Genomic DNA, 21,326 nt, shown 5'->3' on the forward strand with positions numbered 1-21,326 from the left:
GCAGGTACCTCACATCATGTCAGCGCTGCCGCAACGCCCGTTCCATCCGCTGCAACGCTTCCTTCAGCAGGCCCCGCGCACACCCGAAGTTGAGCCGCACAAACCCCGGCGCATCGAACTCGAAGCCATTGGACAATCCCACGCCGGCCTCCTCGAAGAAGCGGCCCGGATCGGAGATGCCCGCGGCACGGGTGTCGATCCAGGCCAGGTAGGTGGCCTCCACGTGATAGGTCGTCAGGCCGGGCATCCGCGCCACGGCTTCAGCCAGGAGATCGCGGTTGCCGCGAAGGTATGAGAGCAGGTCGTGCCGCCACGGTTCGCCGTGGCGGTAGGCCGCTTCGGCGGCGGTGTACCCGAGCAGGTTGACGTGCGGCACGATGCGGCCGGCCGCCTTGATGAAGCTGCGGCGCAGGGCGGGATCGCTGATCACCGCAAAGGAGCAGCCCAGGCCGGGGATGTTGTAGGTCTTGCTGGGGGCCAGCAGCGTAATGGTGCGGCGGGCCGTTTCCGGCGACAGAGCGGCTATCGGCAGATGACGTGTCCCCTCGTCCAGAATCAGGCCGGCGTGGATATCATCCGAGCCGATCACCAGGTCGTGGCGCTCGGCCACAGCGGCGAACTGCTGCAGTTCATCCCGGGTCCAGGCCCGGCCCACCGGATTGTGCGGGCTGCACAGCAGGAGCAGTTTGGTGCGGGGCGTGATGGCCCGCTCCAGCCTTTCCATATCGGCCACCCAGCGGCCGTCGTGCAGTTGCAGCGGCACCTTGACCGTGGTGCGCTGCGACAGGGTCGGGGCCGACATGAAAGGCGGATACACCGGGGTGAAGGTTATCACCTCGTCGCCAGCCTCCCCCACCGCCCTGCTGAGCACGTTCAGGCCGCATACCAGGCCGGGGAGCCAGACCAGCCACTCAGACTGTACCTGCCAGCCGAAATCCCGCTCCAGGTGATCCAGCACCGCTTCCACCAGCCCCTGCGGCGGGTGGGTGTAGCCGAACACGCCGTGCTCGATCCGCTGGTGCAGCGCCTCGATCACCGCCGGGGGAGAACGGAAGTCCATGTCCGCCACCCAGAGCGGGATGACGTCACGCCCCTGGTACTTGTCCCATTTTTCACTATCGGTGGCGCTGCGGTCAACGGGGGTATCGAAGTCGAAAGGTTGAGTGTTCATCGGGTCAAATGCTCCTTTTCGGTATGGTTCAATGGCACGTGGCACCCCGGGGCCCGGAAGGCGCGCCGGTCACGGCATCGCGGGGCAGGAACGTGACCAGCGCCCCCCAGCCGCCGCCGGGGCGGCGCACCTCTCGGCTACGGTAAGATACCGTTATTGATCCCCGCCCGCAACCATGATGACACTGCGATGACTTTCTTTACGCCCGATCCGCAGCACCAGACCCACGGCAAACATGCGGAGCAGGCCGGACGCGAGGAAGGCCCCCAGGTACTCCCCCAGCCTGGTACGCACCGCACCATGGACGGGACCATGGCGATCCAGTCCAGGCCGTAAAAAACCGCGAACGCGTCCAACCTCAAAATTTTATTGACTGGCTCGAAGCATTAGGCTTAACGTTGACCCGACAAATCAAGGGCAGTGAGGCAAGAGACAGAGATGAAAAACATCCCGGGCGCGTTGACTCGGCAAATTTGAATGCTATAAATATATGCATCACATATAAATCAATCCACAGGAGGGCCTGAAATGAATTTGTCAAGGATGCTGAAAGTCTTGTTTCCTCTTATTGCTGTAACCTCAATGGGAATGATGTCCGGCTGCGCCCATTACGAAGTGAATACGGGCCGGGGAAATATCCCGGGCCGTTACATCCGCTCCGAGATGCAGGACGCTGACCGGGCTCTAGAGGCTGCCCGCCAGGCCGGCAAGGACAAAACCTGCCCCGCCGAGTTCAAGGCCGCCGAAGATGCCAAGAATAACGCCTATGATGTCTACCGGGCATGCCACACCGAAGAGGGGGTCGCTCTGGCAAAGGAGGCGACGGCGAAAGCCAATGCCCTCTGCCCGCCGCAGGCAGTCAAGGAGGAACCGGCTCCTGTCGTTCCCTCTCCGGCCCCCCCGGCCCCTCCCGTTCCTTCCGACAATCTGACGGTCACCCCGAGTTCCGTTACCAAGGGTCAGTCGGCAACCCTGGCGTGGAGTTCGCAGAATGCGACGACCTGCAACATACAACCCGGCATCGGGCAGGTGCAGCCGCAAGGCTCCATGACGGTCACGCCCGCTGCTGATACCACCTACACCCTCACCTGCAACGGCGAAGGGGGCACGGCAAAGAGCACGGCATACATCGACGTCGCCGCACCTGCTCCGGTTGCGCAGCCCATGACCAAATTGTGCAGCCCGACGGTAATCAACATCAAGTTTGATACCAACAAGGCCGACATCAAGCCCCAGTATCATGATGAACTGAAAAAACTGGCCGATTTCCTCAAGGAATTCCCCAATGCCAAAGGCAGCATAGAAGGACACACCGACAGCGTCGGCACCATGTCCGGCAACATGAAGCTTTCCCAGCGCCGCGCCGAAAGCGTCCGCAACTACCTTATCAAGAATTTCGGCATAGCTCCGGAACGTCTGGGTGCCAAGGGTTTCGGCCCCACCAAGCCGGTCGCCGACAACAAGACCGCAGCGGGCAAACAGCAGAACCGCCGCATTGAATCCAACTTTACCTGCGAGTAATATGTGAGTTGCCTCTTCGCATAGTTCAACCGACAGACGCCCTTTTGAAACTTTTTTCGGAAGGGCGTCTGCCTTGTCTCCCCCTGCTTCACACCGGGCACAATCCAATAAGGAAGGAGAAAAGCGATGTCAAAGCGGCTTGGGGCAGAGTTTATCGGAACCTTCTGGCTGGTTTTGGGAGGCTGCGGCAGCGCGGTTCTGGCGGCGGCATTCCCCAACGTGGGAATCGGATTGCATGGCGTAGCGTTGGCTTTTGGCCTGACGGTGCTCACCATGGCCTATGCGCTCGGCCATATTTCAGGCTGCCACCTCAACCCGGCGGTGTCCATCGGTCTCTGCGCCGGTGGCCGCTTCCCGGCGCGGGAGTTGGGACCGTATATCATAGCCCAGGTAGCGGGCGGGGTGGCAGGCGCGGCCGTGCTTTTCATGATTGCCAGCGGGAAGCCCGGTTTTGATGCGGCTGCCGGATTCGCGGCAAACGGCTATGGCGAGCACTCTCCTGGCGGCTATTCACTCGCCGCGGGATTCATTACGGAAGTCGTCATGACCATGATGTTTCTCTTCATCATCATGGGGGCAACCGACAAGCGGGCACCGCAAGGGTTTGCGCCGATCGCCATTGGCCTGGGGCTTACCTTGATTCATCTCATCAGCATTCCGGTAACCAATACATCGGTGAATCCGGCCCGCAGCACAGGAGTTGCCGTTTTTGCCGGCGACTGGGCCATTGCGCAACTGTGGCTCTTCTGGGTAGCCCCGCTTATCGGGGCAATTGCCGGTGGCGTCATGTACCGTTTCTTAGGTTCGGCTGATAAGTAGGCTCTGCTTTCGGGCAATGAATCATACGTTGCAAGAGATTGCAGACGATCAGGGACCTGCCCGGGGGAACAGGCAGGCTGTTCCGCTGTAATCTCGCTTGGGGGTACTATGAAACGATGTCAGGCGGTTGCCCTGTTCCTGGTTGTGTCCCTGGTCACGCTCTCGACAAGTTTGCATGCCGGTTTTTTCGATGAGGTGACGAAAGGGCTGGGGCTTTCCGACACGTCACACAGCAGCCTGGACGATTCCACCATTATCAGGGGCCTTAAGGAAGCGCTTGCCACGGGTACCACCAAAGCGGTGAAATTGGTATCGCAACGCGACGGTTACTTCGGCAATGACATGATAAAAATACTCATGCCGGAGAAGATCCGGACAGCTGCCGACCTTTTGGGCAAGTTCGGCTTCCAGCCCGAGGTGGACGCCTTTGTCCTCAGCATGAATCGGGCAGCGGAGAAGGCGGCACCCAAGGCTGCGGAACATTTTGTCGCCGCGCTCAAAGAGATGTCCTTCGACGACGCAAGAAAGATCCTCCACGGCGGGAATACCTCCGCGACCGAATATTTCAGGCAGAAGACCGGCGACAGGATTTATTCCGCATTCAAACCGGTGGTTGCGTCAAGCATGCAGGATGTCGGCGTGAGCCGCAACTACACTCTGATGATGCATAAATTTGAATCCATCCCATTTGCCGGGACCACGGTCAACTCGTTCGATCTGGACGGCTACGTTACGTCCAAGGCGGTTGACGGGCTTTTCAGAATGCTCGGCGAGGAAGAGAAGAAAATCAGGACCGATCCCGCGGCCCGGGGAACCGAGTTGTTAAGGAAGGTGTTTGGCAAGTAATCACGCTTGGCAGATACCATCGGCACATCCCGGGACAAAGGCTTTGGTGGCGTACGCCTGGGCAGGCCAGGCCATCCCTCGGTAGGAGAGCATGTGAAAACAAAATCGATCATGGCGGTGATGGTTCCCCTGCTGATGTTTTTCAGCAGCAATAATTGTTACAGCGGCAACAGCCTTTCCCAAGATGAGACCGTCGATCTCATTAAGGAAACCATGGTAAAGAACACCTCGGTTTCACGAAAAGAGAGTTACGGCTACATAAATTTCAACAAATGCCTTTTCGAGTATAAAGTATCCGGCACGTATCCCGTTGGCGATCTGTATAACATCAAGTTCAGCAATATGGATTTCTCCAGCCTCAATTATGAATTGTCGAAAACGGGGCATGATTACACCGCGTTTATTATATTGAGATTCAATAACAACATTACGTTCAAGGATGATTTCAAGGAACTGACGGTCAATACTATCGTTGTCAACACGTTTGACGATGCTGCAGCGCAAACGTTATTCGATGCGTTTTTGCATTTGGGAGAGTTGTGCGGCGCCCGGAAAGCAGCCTTATGATGGACGATGTTTGGCGGTACACCAAACCCGCTATCCTGTTCCGCGCCGACGAGACAACCGGAGGCCGGGGGCCATTCCCTCGGCCTTTTTCTGTTTTTCCGCACTCTGCGGGAGATTGCGCCATGGCCATATCCCCCCGTCATTATCGTTTCATTGCCCGGGCAGCCTTTATTCGACTCCCCGGGCGGACGCAGAGAATTTTATTGACGGGCTCAAAGCCTTTGACTTAATTTTGACCAAAGGCGCGGCATCTGACGCACTCCCTCTCCGGGAGCGCCGAAAAATTGCCAGGGCGCTTGCGGAACGCCGTTGCAGGGGCCTTTACCGTGCAAACTGACGCGAGGTTTACGACCATGATTTCTCAGGGCAGAACTGTGGAAACCGCCGAGACAAGCCACCCGGAATTTCCGGAAGGGGAGCTGCTTCTCCGTACCTATGCAAAGCCGAGCGATACGAACGCGAATGGAGACATCTTCGGGGGCTGGATCATGTCCCAGATGGACATCGCCGGCGGCATGCTGGCCATAGAGATCACCGGCGGCCGTGCCGTGACCATTGCGGTTGACGCGATGAAATTCATCAAACCGGTAAAGACCGGCGACATTGTCTGCTGCTTCGGCAAGGTGACGCGGATCGGGAATACCTCCATCACCATCAGGCTGGAGGTCTGGGTAAAACCGAGCCTGCGGGATACGCCGGCCGAGAAGGAGAATGCACTGTACCTGGTCACGGAGGCGTCATACACCTACGTGGCCATTGACCAGGAGGGGCGAAAACGGCGGTTCGAGAAACCGGCACCGCCTGTCCCCTGACCCCGGGACCCCCAAAAAAGACTTTCACAACATGCGGAGCAAGGCGACGCCCCTGACGTCGGATTCCCGGGAAAACAACTCCCGGAGTTCCCGGCCTCTCCCCTGCTCCCTATGGCTTGCAATCTCCATTTGCTGTTATTTACCGGTTTATTGTTCCCATCGTTTTGGCGTATAAACGGAAGAATCGGTTCACGGCCATTGTTCGCTCGACCTCTGGCACTAAACAAGTCCCATGCCGTCATGCCCGGGCAGACTTGGAAGGTGCCGCACGCTGGTTCACCTGGATGTGACAATGTCAACCCTGCGGATCGCGCTCATAACCTGCGTCTATTTTCTCACGGCAAAACTCGGGCTGTTTTTTGCCTTTGCCCATACCAACGCCACGCCGGTATGGCCCGCCAGCGGGGTTGCCCTGGCCCTGTGCCTGCTATTCGGCCGCGGCATCTGGCCCGGCATTTTTCTGGGCGCCCTTCTCGCCAATGTCACCGAGCTTGCCGGCGCGCCCTTCACACCGCTTTCCGCCTATGCCGTTGCGGTGGGGACTGCCGCCGGAAACACCCTGGAGGCGCTGGCCGCCACCTTCCTGACACTTCGGGCGTCCGGCGGGCGCCCCCCCCTTGACCGCCGTCGGGATGCATTCGCATTCATTCTCCTGGGCGCACTGGCAAGCACGACGATCAGCGCCTCCATCGGCACGGCCGGCTATTGTCTCGGCAGCGGAAACTGGGTGCATTGGGAAAGGATGTGGCTGACCTGGTGGCTGGGGGATGCCGTCGGCATCATCGTCTTCGTTCCGCTTCTGCTTACCTGGGGCAAGCGCGCCATCCCGACGCTGAGCGTGCCCCGGCGCCTTGAGGCCGTCCTCCTTCTGGGACTGCTCCTCCTGGTGGAACGACTTATCTTCAGCACCTACTATCCGCTCGAATACCTCATCATCCCCTTTCTGCTCTGGGCAGCCCTCAGGTTCGGCCAGTTCGAGTCGGCGGTCGTCGTCGTCATCGTTCTGCTCACCTCGCTTTACTGGACCGCCAGGGGATTGGGCCCGTTCGCCGGACGGGCGTCCAACGAATCGCTCCTGTTTCTCCAGACCTTCCTCGGCGTTTCCTCGGTGACCGCCCTGCTGCTTTCCTGCCTCACCGCCGAACGCAAACGGACCGAAGAGGCGCTTCGCTCTTCGGAGGAAAAGTATCGGAGTATCTTTGAAAATGCGCCGCTCGGCATTTTCCAGTCAACGCCCGGCGGTCGGTTCATCAGCGTCAACGGGACGCTCGCAGGCATGTTCGGCTACGCCTCGCCGGAGGAAACCAGGGACCATATCACGGATATTGCCGGGCAGATATTCGTGCATCCCGAACAGCGGCACCAGATAATTACCCAGGTCCGGGAAGCGACGGGGTTTGTCAGGGACGAGGTCACGTACCGCCGCCGGGACGGCTCGGAATTCATCTGCAATCTTTACATAAGGGTCGTCTGTGCAGACCCGGAAGAGGCCGGTTTCCTGGAGGGTTTTGTCGAGGACATCAGCGAACGCAAACGGGCCGAGGAGGAACTGGCCAGACACCGCATGCACTTAAGCGACCTGGTGCGGGAGCGGACGATCGAACTCCAGGAGGCCAATGACCGTCTCAAGGAGGAGATAGCCGAGCGCATCCGCACCGAAAAGATGCTCACGGAACGCGAGGCCCAGTACCGCGATCTCGTGGAAAACGCCAACAGCGTCATCATGCGTTGGCTGCCGGATGGCCGTGTCGTATTCTTCAACGCCTTTGCCCAGCACTTCTTCGGGTATGCCGAAAAGGAGATCCTGGGGCACCGTCTTGCGGACACCATCTTGCCGGCCAGGGATTCTGCAGGCCGCGACCTTTCCTCGCTGGCAGCCGATATCGTTGCGCGCCCCGAAGCCTATGCCCGTAATGAAAACGAAAACATGCGCAAGGATGGGGAGCGGGTATGGGTTGCCTGGAGCAACAAGGCGATTTGCGACCACCAGGGGGACCCCGTTGAAATCCTCTCCATCGGTGTCGACATCACCCAGCTTGTTCAGACCGAACACGAGCTGCGCACCACACTGGACGATCTCGCGGTCGCCAAGGAGCGGGCCGAGGCTGCCGATAGGCTCAAATCCGCCTTTCTCGCCACCATGTCCCATGAATTGCGTACGCCGCTCAATTCCATCATCGGCTTTACCGGCATCCTCCTGCAGGGGCTGGTGGGGCCGCTCAACGACGAACAGAAAAAGCAGCTCGGCATGGTCCGCGGCAGCGCCGATCACCTGCTTTCCCTCATCAGCGACGTCCTGGACATCTCCAAGATTGAAGCGGGCCAACTGCAGGTGGCCTGCGAACCGTTCGACCTGCCGTCCTCGATCCGCAGGATCGGCCACTCCATCCGGCCGCTGGTCGAGAAGAAGGGGCTGGCGCTCACCATAGAGATCGGCGAAGATGTCGCCATGATCAACGGCGATATGCGCCGGGTGGAACAGGTCCTCCTCAACCTGCTGAGCAATGCCGTCAAATTCACCGAACAGGGCGGCATCTCCGTCACCTGCGCAAGCGATGCCGATGGTTATGTCACCCGGGTGTCGGACAGCGGCATCGGCATCGGGGCCGCGGACAAAGAGCGGATTTTCAGGCCGTTCTATCAGATCGACACCGGCTTGAACCGGAAATATGAGGGCACCGGCCTGGGGCTCTCCATCTGCAAGAAGCTGATCGAACTCATGGGAGGGGCCATCTGGGTGGAAAACGCTCCGCAACAGGGTACGACGTTTGGCTTCCGCCTTCCATTCACGGGGAGTCCACGATGAAGAAAAAGGTCCTGGTCATAGAGGACAACGAACAGAACCTGTACCTCGTAACCTTCATCCTGGAAAGGTACGGCTACGAGGTCAGCGCCGCGCGGGACGGGGGCGCGGGCATAGACCTGGCCGCCCAGCTCAAACCGGACATCATTCTGCTGGACATCCAACTGCCGATCATGGACGGTTATGCCGTTGCGCAAAGGCTCAGGGCCAACGCCGCCCTTGATCGGGTCCCCATTATCGCGGTGACGTCGTACGCCATGGCGGGTGACCGGGAGAAGGCCATTGCCGCCGGTTGCAACGGCTATATCGAAAAGCCCATCAACCCCGAGAGCTTCATGCAGCAGATCGAACAGTATCTGCCGGCGCCGCAGTAGCCGGTGGCGCAAAGCGCCATGGGGAAGACCGGATGCCCAAGGCCGGCTGGGAGCAGCCAAGGCATCCCAAGAGAGGCTGGCCTCTGTTGCGAATGCCGGGCAACGCCGCAGACGGTTCCCGCAATGGATTTTCAACCGAACGCTCAGCCAGGGAGGAGCTGGACATGCCCAAAATCCTGATAGTTGATGATAACGACCAGAACCGCTACTTCCTCGAGGTGTTGCTGAAAGGGCACGGATTTGAGACGACGCGCGCCGCAAACGGCGCCGAAGCCCTGAAGTCGGCCCTGGAAACCCCGCCGGACATCATCATCAGCGATATTCTCATGCCGGTCATGGACGGTTATGCACTTTGCCGCGAATGGATGGCCCATGAACGGCTCAAAAAAGTCCCTTTCATATTCTACACCGCAACCTTTACCGAACCTCAGGACGAAGAACTGGCCCTGAACCTTGGCGCCAGCAGATTCGTGATCAAGCCCCAGGACCCGGATATCCTGCTGCAGATCATCAACGAGGTTCTCGAGGGGCACCATGCCAACACCGCTCCCGCACCGACGGCGCCCCGGCCCGACGAGCAGCAGGTACTCCAGGAATACAACGAGGCCCTGTTCCGCAAGCTGGAAAAGAAGATGATGGAACTGGAAAAGACCAACCGGGAACTGGAAAACACCCTCAAGGAGCAGAAGCGCCTCGAAGGGCAGTTGCGACAGGCGCAGAAGATGGAGGTCATCGGCCGGTTCGCCGGCGGCATAGCCCACGACTTCAACAACATCCTGACCGCAATCGTGGGGTACGGCCACCTGATGCGCATGAAGATGGAAGGCGGCAACCCCCTGCTGGCCTATGTGGACCAGGTGCTTCTGGCCACGGAGAGGGCGGCGAACCTGACCCGCAGCCTGCTGACGTTCAGCAGAAAGGAAGAGATGAAGTCGCGGCCGGTCGATTTGAACGACATCATCAAAAATGTGGAAAAATTTCTCAAACGGATCATCGGCGAAGACGTCCAGTTGAACATCGTCATCAAGGAAGAAGCCATCCGGATCGTTGCCGACAGCGGCAACATCGAACAGGTTCTGCTGAATCTGGCGACAAATGCCCGGGACGCCATGCCGGGCGGCGGCATTCTGACCATCGAATCGGAGATCACCGTCCTGGACGATCAGTTTGTCCGGGCGCATGGATACGGCTCCCCCGGCACCTACGCCCTGCTGTCGGTTTCCGACAGCGGCGAGGGAATGGATGAGGACACGCGGCAGAATATTTACGAACCGTTCTTCACCACCAAGGAAACCGGCAGGGGGACCGGGTTGGGGCTGTCCATCGTCTACGGCATCGTCAAGCAGCACAACGGCTTTATCTCGGTCTACAGCGAACCGGGGCACGGGACCACCTTCAAGATCCTGATCCCCTGCACCGATGACGATTCCGTTGCCGATTCGCCGGCCGGCCATGTCGTTCCCCTGGGAGGGAACGAAACCATCCTGGTGGCGGAAGACGATGCCGCCATCAGGCGTTTTGCCGAGGAATTTCTCACCAGTCTGGGATACCGCGTGCTCCTTGCCGAAGACGGCCAGGATGCCATCGATACCTTTCGTCAGCATAGGGAGCAGATCAAGCTGGCGCTCATCGACACCATCATGCCGAGAAAGAACGGGCTTGAGGTCTCCGAGGAGATCAGGGCCATCCAACCGGGGATAAAGATTCTCTTCACCAGCGGGCATACCGCCGACCTGATTCACGACAAGGGTTTGATACAGGAAGGGGCCGAGCTGATAACAAAGCCCTTGAGGCCCTATGAGCTTTCGTGCAAATTACGGGAGATGCTCAATGCCGAATTATGCCCCATGCGGTAATCCCCCGTCGTTTGCCCGGGCAGATGTATTCATGGGCCGCGGCACCTTCCACGGTCGAGCCTGAATGGATTTGCACCTCGAAAAATTATGGCGGTGTGTCACGCGCGACCAGAATGCGCCGATGGAGGTCCGCCTCTTTCGCCTGGTGTCCCTGGCGGTGGCCCTGCTCAGCCTTCTTCTCATCCTCCCGACCAATATCCTTTTAAACCTCCCCGCAGCCCAAAATATGATCATTTTGGTATTTGGCCTGCTGCTCCTCTATTTCTACCGGGCCTCCTGCCGCGGCCGCCACTACATCAAAAGCCTCTATGCCCTGACCATCCTGGTGCTGAATCTCACTTGGTTCATGAACGGCGGGACCCTCGGCAGCATCAGCTATTACTTCTTTGCGGCCCTTCTGTACCCCCTGACCTTTTTCCGCGGGCCGAGACGCTGGACCATGTTTCTGCTGCTCGTGCTCAACGCGAGTGCCCTGCCGGTCGTGGAATACTGCTTCCCCTCCCTGGTCATACCGTTCACTACGCCCCAGGACCGGTTGATCGACCTGACATCCGGCGTCCCCTTCAGTTATGCTGCCTGTGCGCTGCTGTTCTGGGTGGTTATTACCAACTACGACAAGGAAAGCGCCAGGGCGGCGAACGAAATCGCGGAGCGCAAGCGTTACGAGGGAGAACTGCTCAACGCCAGAAAGGCCGCCGATAGCGCCAACCTGGCCAAGAGCCAGTTTCTCGCCAACATGAGCCACGAGATCCGCACCCCCATGAACGGCATCATCGGGGGGGCGCAACTCCTCGGCATGACCGAGCTCCACCCGGAGCAGAAAGAATGCCTGGAGTACATTCGGAGCTCCTCAGAGAGCCTGATGGCGATCATAAACGATGTGCTCGACCTCTCAAAAATAGAGGCCGGCAAGATCGAGCTCGAATGCGCGGCCTTCAGCCTGCGGGGCTGTCTCGGCCAAGCCGTCGCCCCCCACATCACCCACAGCGCCGCCAAGGGGCTTGCCCTGAAAATGGACATCCCGGACCATGTCCCCGATGGAGTGGCCGGGGACCAGCTCAGGCTGAAACAGGTCGTAGCCAACCTGGTCGGCAACGCCGTCAAGTTTACCAGCCGGGGCGGGATAACGGTTTCCGTTGCCCTGCTTGAAAAGAGCGACGGTGCCGTCCTCCTGCGGTTCAGCGTTTCGGACACCGGCATCGGCATCAAGCCGCTGGACATGGATAAGATCTTTGCCCCCTTCACCCAGGCGGATTCATCCACCTCGCGCAAATACGGCGGAACCGGGCTCGGGCTTTCCATCAGCAGGGAACTCGTCGAACTCATGGGCGGCAAGATCTGGGCGCACAGCGTGGAAGGCAGCGGCAGCACCTTCCATATCGAGGTTCCGCTTGCCGCCACCGAGGGGTGCAGCGTGGCGATGGCGGAAGCGGGAAGTGGGATCTGAGCATGGCGTGGAGCGGACAACATCGCCATTACCTCTCACTATTGCCATTACAATCGGATAAACCAATTTGACCTTGGCCGGTTAACGCTTTAGGATGCTCCTCCGCTTATTAATGCCGAGGGGGCCTTTTGTGAAATACGTATCCGCACTGTTCCTCGTCCTGATTCCCTCCCTCCTCTGGGGCGGCCAGGTTCCAACCGTGTGCCATAACGAACTCTCCGCATGGATCAAAGCCAATAAAAGGCTATCCATCGTGGACATCCAGGATGTCGAAGGGTTTCGCGCCCACAATTACGAACATTCGTTTGCCACGGGCAACGATTCTGCCCGTTTGCAGAAAATCGCCGCCAAACTGCGCTCGGCCGGGGGCAAGGTAATCGTGGTCAGCGCAACAGGCGGCAGCGACGCCCTGCATGCCGCGGAACTGCTCGAACGCGGAGGCGTCCAGCATTCCCGGATTCTGCTGCTGGAGGGGGGCATGGAGGCAGCGGCCAGGAATGCTGCCTGTGACTGCTGTAAACCGGCCCGGCCAGGTCAACCGGAATGAGTTCCATCCAGAGCGAAACCAAGCCGTTGCGGCCGCAACTGGCAGCGCTGCTCGCGGACGACATCGGCACCTGCACGGGGTGCGGCGTCTGCGTCAGGGAGTGCGGATTCCTGAGGCTCTACGGCTCCCCCCGCCATATCGCCCGTTCCTACAACCCGGATGATCCGAAAAAGAATGTCATCTGTTTCGAATGCAGCCTTTGCGGACTCTGCTCCGCCGTGTGCCCCACCGGCGTCAAGCCCCAGGCCCTCTTTCTGGAGATGCGGCGCGAGGCGGTTGATCGGGGCTTTGGCTCGTTCCGTGAACACAAGGGGCTTCTCGGGTACGAGCGGACCGGCACGTCCCGCCGCTTCACATGGTACGGCCTGCCTGAAGGGTGCACCACGATCTTTTTCCCGGGCTGCGCCTTGCCGGGCACCCGCCCCGGCGTCACGCTGGCGGTCTATGAGAAACTGCGGGAGACGCTCCCCACCCTCGGCCTGGTGCTGGACTGCTGCACCAAGCCGTCCCACGACCTGGGAAGGGAACAGCATTTCTCCCGGATGTTCGGCGAGATGGTCGCCTGGCTGGAATCCCACGGCATACAACGGGTCCTGGTGGCCTGTCCCAACTGCTACAAGGTCTTTTCCGAATACGCCCCCCAGTTCCACACGGAAACGGTCTACGAAAAGCTTGCCGGAATCCTGCCGGCTGCGGCCTCGGAGGCGCCCGCTGCTCCGGTGACCATCCACGATCCCTGCGTGGTCAGGTTCGCCTCCGCGCCGCAGGAAGCGGCGCGCGGTCTGGTTTCCCGATCCGGCCGGGTAATCGAAGAGATGCCGCACACGCGCACGAGGACTCTCTGCTGCGGTGAAGGGGGAACCGTAGGGGCCCTGGCACCTGACCTGGCCGATGGCTGGGGAGAACTCCGGTCGGGTGAAGCCGCGGGCCGCCAGGTGGTCACCTACTGTGCCGGCTGCGCCAATCACCTCGGGAAACGGCTTACGGTGAGCCACGTCCTCGACCTGGTCTTCGACGCGTCGAAGCCGGCAACGGGTCCGATCACCTATGTCAATCGCCTGCGCCTCAAATCCCGGTTCAAGAACATCGTGCCCGCCGCCGTAACCAGGGAGAGAACCGTCCCCGGCAGCGGGTCCGGGATGCTCCGGCCGCTCCTCTTTCTGGGCGTCATGATCGCCGCCATCGTTCTGGTGCGGGCGAGCGGGGCCGGCCAGTACCTGGAACCGGAACGGCTGCGCGCCCTGTTTGCCGGCTTCGGCATCGTGGCGCCGCTGGTGTACATCGCCATCTATACGGTCGCCCCCGCCCTGATGCTGCCCGGCCTCCCCATCAGCATGGCCGGTGCAACCGTCTTCGGGCCGGTCTGGGGGGTGGTCTACACGATCATCGGGGCCACCCTGGGGGCCTGCGTGGCGTTCCTCATCGCCCGCTATGCCGCCCGGGACTGGGTGGAGCGCCAGCTGATCGGTTCACGGTGGAACAAACTCGACAGCGAGACCGCCCAAAACGGCTGGAAAGCGGTGGCCTTCACCCGGCTGATCCCCCTGTTCCCCTTCAATCTGCTCAATTTCGCCTTCGGTCTGACGAAGATACCGTTTCCCCAGTACGCCGTGGCAACGTTTATCTTCATGCTGCCCGGCACCATCGCCTTCATCACGTTTTCCAGTTCGTTGCTGGGGTTGCTGAAGGGCAAAGTCTCCCGCGAATTTTTCGTCGGAATCATCCTTATCGTCACGGTATCGCTTATTCCCAGGCTGGTGAAATGGTACCGGAACCGGGAGCCCCGGCCGGAGATTCCGTGGAGCCTGCGGAGAAGCCTGCAGTGCAAGGCCGCTGCCATCGCGGCGCTCGCCGCGACTGCGGCCGGTGTCTATGGTGCGATACAAAAATATTTCTGGGCTCTCAATGCCTACCTCTACACCATCGAGTTCAACCTGCTCTTTGTGGCACATCGCCTCGGAGATGGCGACCTGGCCGGTTTCGTCGAATACCTGCGGCCGATGTCGAATGCCCGTGCCGCCGGGATCGCCCTGGTCTGCCAGACGATGCACACGTTTGCCTTTCCCTTTTCCCCCCTGCGCACAACGGCGGCCTTTACGGCGGCTTTCGGCACGCCGGCAGGCGTTGCCTATGTCGGCGGCGCCGGCCTGGTCGTCGCCGGACTGAGCGCACTGTTCGGCCGCTTCTGCCTGGGCGATCTTGCGCCGCTCCACTACCAGTACCGGGGGAGGGAGCCGCTGACGCCGACCCCCGCCTGGGCCGCGTGGTCCGCCGGGGCAATGGCGGCGATCCCGGGCTTTCCGCTGCTGGCATGCGGTCTCTGGATCGGGGGGTTCCGCATCCCGCTGGGCCGTTCCGTTGCCGCCCTCACGGCAGGGCTTGTTGTCCGGATGCTTCTTTCGCTTGCAATACGATAATCACCACAGGAGGTTTCATATGAACAGGTTCGTTCTTCGCACCATGCTGACAGCCGCACTTTGCTGTACCCTTGCCCTGCCGGCCGGAGCGGCCACCAAACAGAAACCGGGCGGAACGACGACTCTCAAGTCCGGCTCCGACGTCATGACGGTAGATCCAAAGGCCCGGGAGGTCCGCGTCACCACCACGGTGCTCAAAGACTGTTCCCAGCCGTCGGTATGCGACTGGGGACGTCGGTTCCAGGCGTTTTTCGGCAGCAAGAACGGCAAGATGGCACCTTTTTTCATCTTCTCCACGGAAGTGAACCGGACCGACATCGACAAGGCGATCAAGGCTGTCGGCATCAAGTCCCGGCGCCAGATCCCCATGACCGAGGTCAAGCAGCGCACCGGCCTGAAAGCCACCACCCACAAGGATGACTATCTCGACGGTGATCCGGTGCTCGTGTCCGTACGCTGGAAAAAGGATGGAAAAGTGGTCGAGACGGCCATCGAGGAGTTGATCGAAGAGAAGATTGCGGTCGACGGCAAAGACGTCGTCAAACCCTATACGCCCCATTTCGTGTACCACGGCACGGCCGAGGCGATCAACTTTGCATCGGGCTGCATTGTCTGCCCCTCCGGGTGCAACGGGGGGATCATCGCCGACAACTCGCTCCCCCTGAAGGAAACCAGGAACTACTACCGCTTCGACTGGAGCAAGATGCCGGCGCCCGGAACGAAGGCCGAAATCGTCATCAAATCGATCTACGGTCCCAAGTAAGGCACATGCGGTGGGAGAATCGCCAGCCGATTCGCCGCACCGCCCTCCCTCACTGCCGGGAAGAGGAAGCGCAAACCGCATGCCGTTTGCGCTTCCTCCGTTTTATCCCCCATGCCGCTCCCTGCCGGCCGCAGACAGTCCGGCGTACCGGCCGGGCAGCCACCTCGCCGAATCAGCTCACCTTTTATCGTAAACACGTCGCATAATAGTACTTCACATTAATCACCCCTGAGGCTATACTTGATACCTGAGCTAAACATTAGGTCCCAGTCTCCATGGAGAATGATGCACAGTCCACCACGCGAACTCTTGGCGTCCAGAGATTCCGCAACCCGGGAGTGTACATGAAGAGGCGTTTCCTGATCGCACCCTGTCCGGCGAAATCCTTTTCATCGTTTCTGAACACCTTGCGCAGCATCATTCCCGTGGCCGTATTTTCCGTCCTCATCCTTCACCCCGCCCAACTCCCGGCCGGCACCACCGTGCTGACGCCGATCACTCTGCAGTTGAAATGGAAGCACCAGTTCCAGTTCGCCGGATATTACGCCGCAGTGGAAAAAGGCTACTACCGCGATGCCGGTCTTGCGGTTTCGCTTCGCGAGGCGACTCCGGGGAACGATCCCGCAGAGGCGGTCCTGAACGGGGAGGCCCAGTTCGGGGTGGGGGGCAGCTCGCTGGTCCTGATGCGGGCAGCGGGGAAACCGGTCGTCGTGCTTGCCGCCATCATGCAACATTCGCCTTTGGGCATCCTCTCCCTCGACGCAAGCAACATCAGGAATGTCCACGATCTGGCGGGCAAGAAGGTCATGCTCGAACCCATGTCGGCCGAGATCATGGCGCTCTTCAAAGCAGAGGGGGTACCCGACGGGGCCATCAGGGCCGTGCCCCATGATTTTTCCCTGGCCGGCCTCCTGAACGGCGAGGTTGACGCCACCTCCGTCTACGGCACGACCGAACCCTATCAGCTCGAAAGGCGAAGAATCGCCTATACCATCATCTATCCCGAGCGGAGCGGCATCGATTTTTACGGAGACACGCTGTTCACACGCCAGGAGGTGGTGCAGAAACAACCCGATGCCGTGCGGCAATTCCGCGACGCGAGCCTGCGCGGCTGGAAATACGCCCTTGAGCATCAGGACGAAATGATCGATCTCATCCTGAAACGTTACAACACCAGCCGTCTCACCCGGGGACAGCTCACCTACGAAGCCGGTGAACTGCAAAAGCTGATCAGGCCTGATCTGGTGGAAATCGGCTATATGAACCCCGGCCGATGGCAGCACATCGTCGATACCTATTCCAAGCTGGGGATCATCCCGGCATCAAAGCCGTTTCCCATGAACAGCTTCCTCCATTCCGGCGAGCGGCCGCGGCTCCCGGACTGGCTCTACGGAATCCTGGCCGGGGCCATGGTCATCATCGTCGCCGTCTCTGCGGTCGCCGTCCGCTTCCACTATCTCAACGTGGCGCTCAACGATCAGATGCAGTTGCGCGACAAGGCCGAGGCAAAGCTGCGCAAACTTTCGGCAGCCATCATTCAAAGCCCGGTCTCGATCGTCATTACCGACACGACCGGTGCCATCGAATACGTAAATCCCAAATTCTGCGAGCTTACCGGGTACACGGCGGAGGAGGTCGCCGGCCAGAACCCCCGTATCCTGCGGGGCAGCATCCTGGCCCCGGAATTCTACGACGATCTCTGGCGGACGATTCACGCCGGAGGGCTCTGGCATGGGGAGTTTCTGAACAAGAAAAAGAATGAGGAACTGTTCTGGGAGCACGCCACCATCGCGCCCATCTGGAATGCCCAGGGCGAACTCAGCAACTTCATCGCCATCAAGGAGGATATAACCGAGCGCAAAACACTGCAGGAAAGGCTCGATCACATGGCCCATCACGACGAGTTGACCGGCCTGCCCAACCGGGCGCTCTTCTTTGACCGGATCGGGCAGGCCCTGGCCCACGCCAAAAGGAACCAGACGGGATTCGCCCTGCTGTTCGTGGATCTGGACGGCTTCAAGACGATTAACGACACCTACGGGCACGACAGCGGCGATGCGCTGTTGCGGGAGACGGCCCGGCGTCTGGCGGGATGCGTCAGGGATTCGGATACGGTGGCGCGCATGGGTGGAGACGAATTTGCGGTCATGCTGCTGGATATTGCCGAGCCCGGGCATATCACCCAGGTGGCGGACAAGATGCTGGCGCTGCTTGCGGCGCCATTCATGCTCAAGGGGGCCGAGTGCCATGTGGGGGCCAGCATCGGCATCGGCGTATTCCCCCAGGATGGCGATGCCGTGGACACCCTCATGAACATGGCCGACATGGCCATGTACCGCGTCAAGCAGGGCGCCAAGAACAACTACGCCTTTGCCTCGTGAGGCTACGTGGTATCAGGACTCCAAAGCCCCGATCAGACTCTTCACATCCCCCACGCCGTTTTCGACCAGCCAGTTTTCCATGTCTTCGGCAATCGCCTGTGCAGCCCCCGGATTGATGAAGCTGGCGGTTCCGACCTGCACCGCCGTCGCCCCGGCCAGGATGAACTCCAGGGCGTCGCGGGCGTTCATGATGCCGCCGATGCCGATGATCGGCAGGGAAACGGCCCGGGCCACCTGCCAGACCATGCGCAGCGCCACCGGCTTGACCGCCGGGCCCGAGAGGCCGCCGGTGATGTTGGCCAGCACCGGCCGGCGGCGTTCCAGGTCGATGGCCATGCCGGTCAGGGTGTTGATCAGCGACAGGGCGTCGGCCCCCGCATCGGCGCAGGCCCGGGCCATGGAGACGATATCCGTGACATTGGGCGAGAGCTTGACGATCAGCGGCTTGATGGTGGCCTCGCGGCAGGCGGTGACCACCTCGGAAGCGCAGCGGGGATCGGTGCCGAAGACGATGCCCCCCTGTTTGACGTTGGGGCAGGAGATATTCACCTCCAGACCGGCGATCTCCGGGATGGCGTCCAGGCGGCGGGCCAGCTCGGCGTACTCGTCGATGGTGTTGCCGAAGAAATTGGCAATGGCCGGGGTGGCGACCGAGCGGAGAAAGGGAACCTTTTTCTCGATAAAGGCGTCGATGCCCACGTTTTGAAGGCCGATGGCATTCAGCATGCCGCCCGGCGTCTCCACGATGCGCGGCGTGGGATTGCCGGCGCGCGGCCGCAAGGACAGCCCTTTGGTCACGAAGGCGCCGATGGTCTCCAGGTTCACGTACTCCGCGAATTCCTCGCCATAGCCGAAGGTGCCCGAGGCGGTCATCACCGGGTTGCGCAGTTCCAGTCCCGCAATGGAAACGGACAGGTCAGGTTTCATGGTTCAGGCCTCCCACTTCAGTTCGGTAGCGTCGAAGACCGGGCCATCAGCGCAGACGCAGCGATAATCGGGGGTTTCGTTGGAGTGATGGTGCCCGGGGGTGACGCACCCCAGGCAGGCGCCCATGCCGCAGGCCATATACCCCTCGAGGGAGACCTGGCAGGGGATGTTCCTTTGGGCGGCGATGCCGGCCACGGCGTTCAGCATGCCCTGGGGACCGCAGGCGAAGATGCGCGGCGTGCCGTTGCTGGCGGCCAGTCGCCTGACCAGGGCCTCGGTTACCAGGCCGCATTCCCCCAGCGACCCGTCCTCGGTCGCCACGTAGCACTCCACTCCCAGGCGCTCGAATTCGGTGATGCAGAGGACGTCGTCCCGCGTCCTCCCCCCGACGAAGAGCCGCACCGGCGACTGTTTCACCAACTCCTTGGCCAACAGGTAGAGCGGTGCCAGTCCGACCCCCCCGCCCACGATGATCTTTTCCTCCCCGGGAGCGCCGAGCTCGAAGCCCTTCCCCAGGGGGCCGAGGACATCCAGCAGGTCGGTCTCATGGAGCGCGGCAAGCATGCCGGTCCCCTTCCCCACCACCCGGTACAGCATCTCCAGGTAGGGCTGGGATGCGGCGCCGGTCTGGGCCGGAGTGTGGACCCCCACGTCGAAGATGCCGAACGGGCGCCGCAGGAGCGGATCGATGGCATCGTTCACCCGCACCATCACGAACTGCCCCGGCTGGGCTGCGGGGAACTCGGGGGGGCGGTCATGCGCATGCGCCAGTAGCCGGGCGAGACCTCCGCGTTGGCAATGATCATGGACTTGAACTGCATATAATAGTCTCCTTGGCAGGTTGTTGAAACACCCAGGTTGTTCAAAAATAGTCGGATCGTCGCACCCGCTCGACAAGCCCTGAGGAGGCCCTCACCCGGCCTTTGGCCACCCTCTCCCAAAGGGAGAAGGATAGGATGAGGGGCGCTCCGCCGCACAAAAGGGCTTTCGAGAATGGCGGCGAGACGACTGTCTTTCAACAATCGGTCGAGAGTAATTTTTCCATCAACAGCGCGTCCTCCACGCCTTCGTAGTACTTCGGCCGCATCCCGCTCCGGGAGAAGCCGAATCGCTCGTAGAGGGCGATGGCGGCCCGGTTGGAGACGCGGACTTCGAGCCGCATGATCCCGGCCAGCCTCCCCCGGGCCATGGCGACAGCATGTTCCAGCAGCGCCCGGGCGATGCCCCGCCCCCGCAGGTGCGGCGCCACGGCGATATCCAGGATTTCGGCCTCTTCAAAAAGCGACATCAGGCACACATAACCGCCCACCGAGCCTTCGACGACGGCGACGAACGGAAACGAATGGGACGACGCAAGTTCGTGCAGGAAATGTTCACGGCGCCAGGGGTGGGAAAAGGAGGCCTGCTCGATGGCCAGCACGCCCTCCAGATCGGCCTCGGTCATGGGGCGGATATCAACGGTTCCCGGTGCGGACATGGAAAAATATGATAGGCAAACAGCCGGGTAAAGTAAACGATTTTATACGGCCGGGGACGGCATGGGTGACGGAAGCGACCATGCAGGGCACGGTGTCGCGCACGGCGCACCTGCTTGGCAAAAAGCGCCACCGGAATTGCAAAACGGCGTATAATACTATCCAGAGAGAGCACAGGCCGGCCGGGGAGGTGCGTTGCCGATGGCCGGCAGGAGGAGGTGCGGGATGAAAGGGCGAGAGATACTGACAACCGTCAGGGAGCGGGCAACGGCGGATCATCGTTTCGTCAAGTGGTGGCGCAAGGAGGAGGATTTTCTCGATTACGACCTGCTTGACCGGTTTCTGGAGCATGCCGCGGCGGATGAGGAGATCGGCGGCCTGCAGCTGTTGACCATGAACGAGATGCGGGATGAGGTCAAACGGGTCGGCGGGACTCGGGTGAAATTCATCCATGAGGCGTCGGGGGACAAGATCGAATGGGTGCATCGGGCCAAGGAAGGGATGCGTACCCATGTGTGCGCCTATACGCCGGAGGCGTTGATGACGATCTTCGACGTGGAGACCCACGGCAACCCGGTTGATTCCTGAGAGGGACGCCGA

At 60.7% G+C, this 21,326-nt stretch carries 18 protein-coding genes and 1 pseudogene; 15 read left to right on the plus strand and 4 right to left on the minus strand.

Going from position 1 to position 21,326, the window contains the following annotated elements; translation table 11 throughout:
• Positions 1 to 19: 19 nt before the first annotated feature.
• Complete coding sequence (locus FO488_RS11930) at positions 20 to 1,171, minus strand: MalY/PatB family protein (protein ID WP_149210763.1); 1,152 nt, start codon at positions 1,169 to 1,171, stop codon at positions 20 to 22.
• 189 nt (positions 1,172 to 1,360) lie between these two features.
• Between FO488_RS11930 and FO488_RS19460 the strand changes: the two genes are divergently transcribed.
• The 14 genes from FO488_RS19460 to FO488_RS11995 all read left to right on the plus strand — a co-directional run bounded on the left by FO488_RS19460 (position 1,361) and on the right by FO488_RS11995 (position 18,324).
• On the plus strand, positions 1,361 to 1,507 hold the full coding sequence (locus FO488_RS19460) for a hypothetical protein (protein WP_168206009.1): 147 nt from the start codon (positions 1,361 to 1,363) through the stop codon (positions 1,505 to 1,507).
• A 327-nt stretch (positions 1,508 to 1,834) separates the two neighbouring features.
• Positions 1,835 to 2,692 (plus strand): OmpA family protein, encoded by an 858-nt coding sequence (locus FO488_RS11935; protein ID WP_240731887.1) that lies wholly within the window; start codon positions 1,835 to 1,837, stop codon positions 2,690 to 2,692.
• 126 nt (positions 2,693 to 2,818) lie between these two features.
• Entirely contained in the window at positions 2,819 to 3,511 is a 693-nt protein-coding gene (gene aqpZ / locus FO488_RS11940) for an aquaporin Z (protein WP_149210765.1), read from the plus strand.
• A gap of 108 nt (positions 3,512 to 3,619) precedes the next feature.
• Positions 3,620 to 4,357 (plus strand): DUF4197 domain-containing protein, encoded by a 738-nt coding sequence (locus FO488_RS11945; protein ID WP_149210766.1) that lies wholly within the window; start codon positions 3,620 to 3,622, stop codon positions 4,355 to 4,357.
• 6 nt (positions 4,358 to 4,363) lie between these two features.
• A complete protein-coding gene (locus FO488_RS11950; RefSeq protein ID WP_149210767.1) occupies positions 4,364 to 4,924 on the plus strand; it encodes a hypothetical protein in 561 nt (186 codons plus the stop codon).
• 353 nt (positions 4,925 to 5,277) lie between these two features.
• Positions 5,278 to 5,736 carry an acyl-CoA thioesterase gene (locus FO488_RS11955; RefSeq protein WP_149210768.1) on the plus strand — a complete coding sequence of 153 codons (459 nt, stop codon included), beginning with the start codon at positions 5,278 to 5,280 and terminating at the stop codon, positions 5,734 to 5,736.
• Between the two features lie 292 nt (positions 5,737 to 6,028).
• Positions 6,029 to 8,542 carry an MASE1 domain-containing protein gene (locus FO488_RS11960; RefSeq protein WP_168206010.1) on the plus strand — a complete coding sequence of 838 codons (2,514 nt, stop codon included), beginning with the start codon at positions 6,029 to 6,031 and terminating at the stop codon, positions 8,540 to 8,542.
• The gene (locus FO488_RS11965) at positions 8,539 to 8,913 is read left to right on the plus strand and encodes a response regulator (RefSeq protein WP_149210770.1); all 375 of its coding nucleotides are present in this window, start codon (positions 8,539 to 8,541) and stop codon (positions 8,911 to 8,913) included. The genes FO488_RS11960 and FO488_RS11965 overlap by 4 nt, the downstream gene beginning before the upstream one ends.
• 164 nt (positions 8,914 to 9,077) lie before the next feature.
• On the plus strand, positions 9,078 to 10,769 hold the full coding sequence (locus tag FO488_RS11970) for a response regulator (protein ID WP_168206011.1): 1,692 nt from the start codon (positions 9,078 to 9,080) through the stop codon (positions 10,767 to 10,769).
• Between the two features lie 64 nt (positions 10,770 to 10,833).
• A complete protein-coding gene (locus FO488_RS11975) occupies positions 10,834 to 12,216 on the plus strand; it encodes an ATP-binding protein (RefSeq protein ID WP_149210772.1) in 1,383 nt (460 codons plus the stop codon).
• A 130-nt stretch (positions 12,217 to 12,346) separates the two neighbouring features.
• A complete protein-coding gene (locus FO488_RS11980) occupies positions 12,347 to 12,763 on the plus strand; it encodes a hypothetical protein (RefSeq protein WP_149210773.1) in 417 nt (138 codons plus the stop codon).
• Complete coding sequence (locus FO488_RS11985; protein ID WP_149210774.1) at positions 12,760 to 15,180, plus strand: VTT domain-containing protein; 2,421 nt, start codon at positions 12,760 to 12,762, stop codon at positions 15,178 to 15,180. Before FO488_RS11980 ends, FO488_RS11985 begins: the two co-directional genes overlap by 4 nt.
• A gap of 19 nt (positions 15,181 to 15,199) precedes the next feature.
• Positions 15,200 to 15,943 (plus strand): YdjY domain-containing protein, encoded by a 744-nt coding sequence (locus FO488_RS11990; RefSeq protein WP_149210775.1) that lies wholly within the window; start codon positions 15,200 to 15,202, stop codon positions 15,941 to 15,943.
• A gap of 344 nt (positions 15,944 to 16,287) precedes the next feature.
• Entirely contained in the window at positions 16,288 to 18,324 is a 2,037-nt protein-coding gene (locus FO488_RS11995) for an ABC transporter substrate-binding protein (RefSeq protein WP_168206012.1), read from the plus strand.
• Between the two features lie 12 nt (positions 18,325 to 18,336).
• Here FO488_RS11995 and FO488_RS12000 read toward each other — a convergent pair whose 3' ends face one another.
• The 3 genes and pseudogenes from FO488_RS12000 to rimI all read right to left on the minus strand — a co-directional run bounded on the left by FO488_RS12000 (position 18,337) and on the right by rimI (position 20,728).
• Positions 18,337 to 19,251 carry a dihydroorotate dehydrogenase gene (locus FO488_RS12000; RefSeq protein WP_149210777.1) on the minus strand — a complete coding sequence of 305 codons (915 nt, stop codon included), beginning with the start codon at positions 19,249 to 19,251 and terminating at the stop codon, positions 18,337 to 18,339.
• 3 nt (positions 19,252 to 19,254) lie between these two features.
• Positions 19,255 to 20,072: pseudogene (locus FO488_RS12005) on the minus strand (dihydroorotate dehydrogenase electron transfer subunit).
• Between the two features lie 194 nt (positions 20,073 to 20,266).
• Positions 20,267 to 20,728, minus strand: a complete 462-nt coding sequence (rimI, locus tag FO488_RS12010) for a ribosomal protein S18-alanine N-acetyltransferase (RefSeq protein ID WP_149210778.1) — start codon at positions 20,726 to 20,728, stop codon at positions 20,267 to 20,269.
• A 223-nt stretch (positions 20,729 to 20,951) separates the two neighbouring features.
• Here rimI and FO488_RS12015 point away from each other — a divergent pair, with 223 nt between their 5' ends.
• Positions 20,952 to 21,314: a hypothetical protein gene (locus FO488_RS12015; RefSeq protein WP_149210779.1), complete on the plus strand. Its 363-nt coding sequence runs from the start codon at positions 20,952 to 20,954 to the stop codon at positions 21,312 to 21,314.
• Positions 21,315 to 21,326 lie beyond the last annotated feature (12 nt).

The organism is Geobacter sp. FeAm09 (assembly GCF_008330225.1).
Lineage (GTDB): Bacteria > Desulfobacterota > Desulfuromonadia > Geobacterales > Pseudopelobacteraceae > Oryzomonas.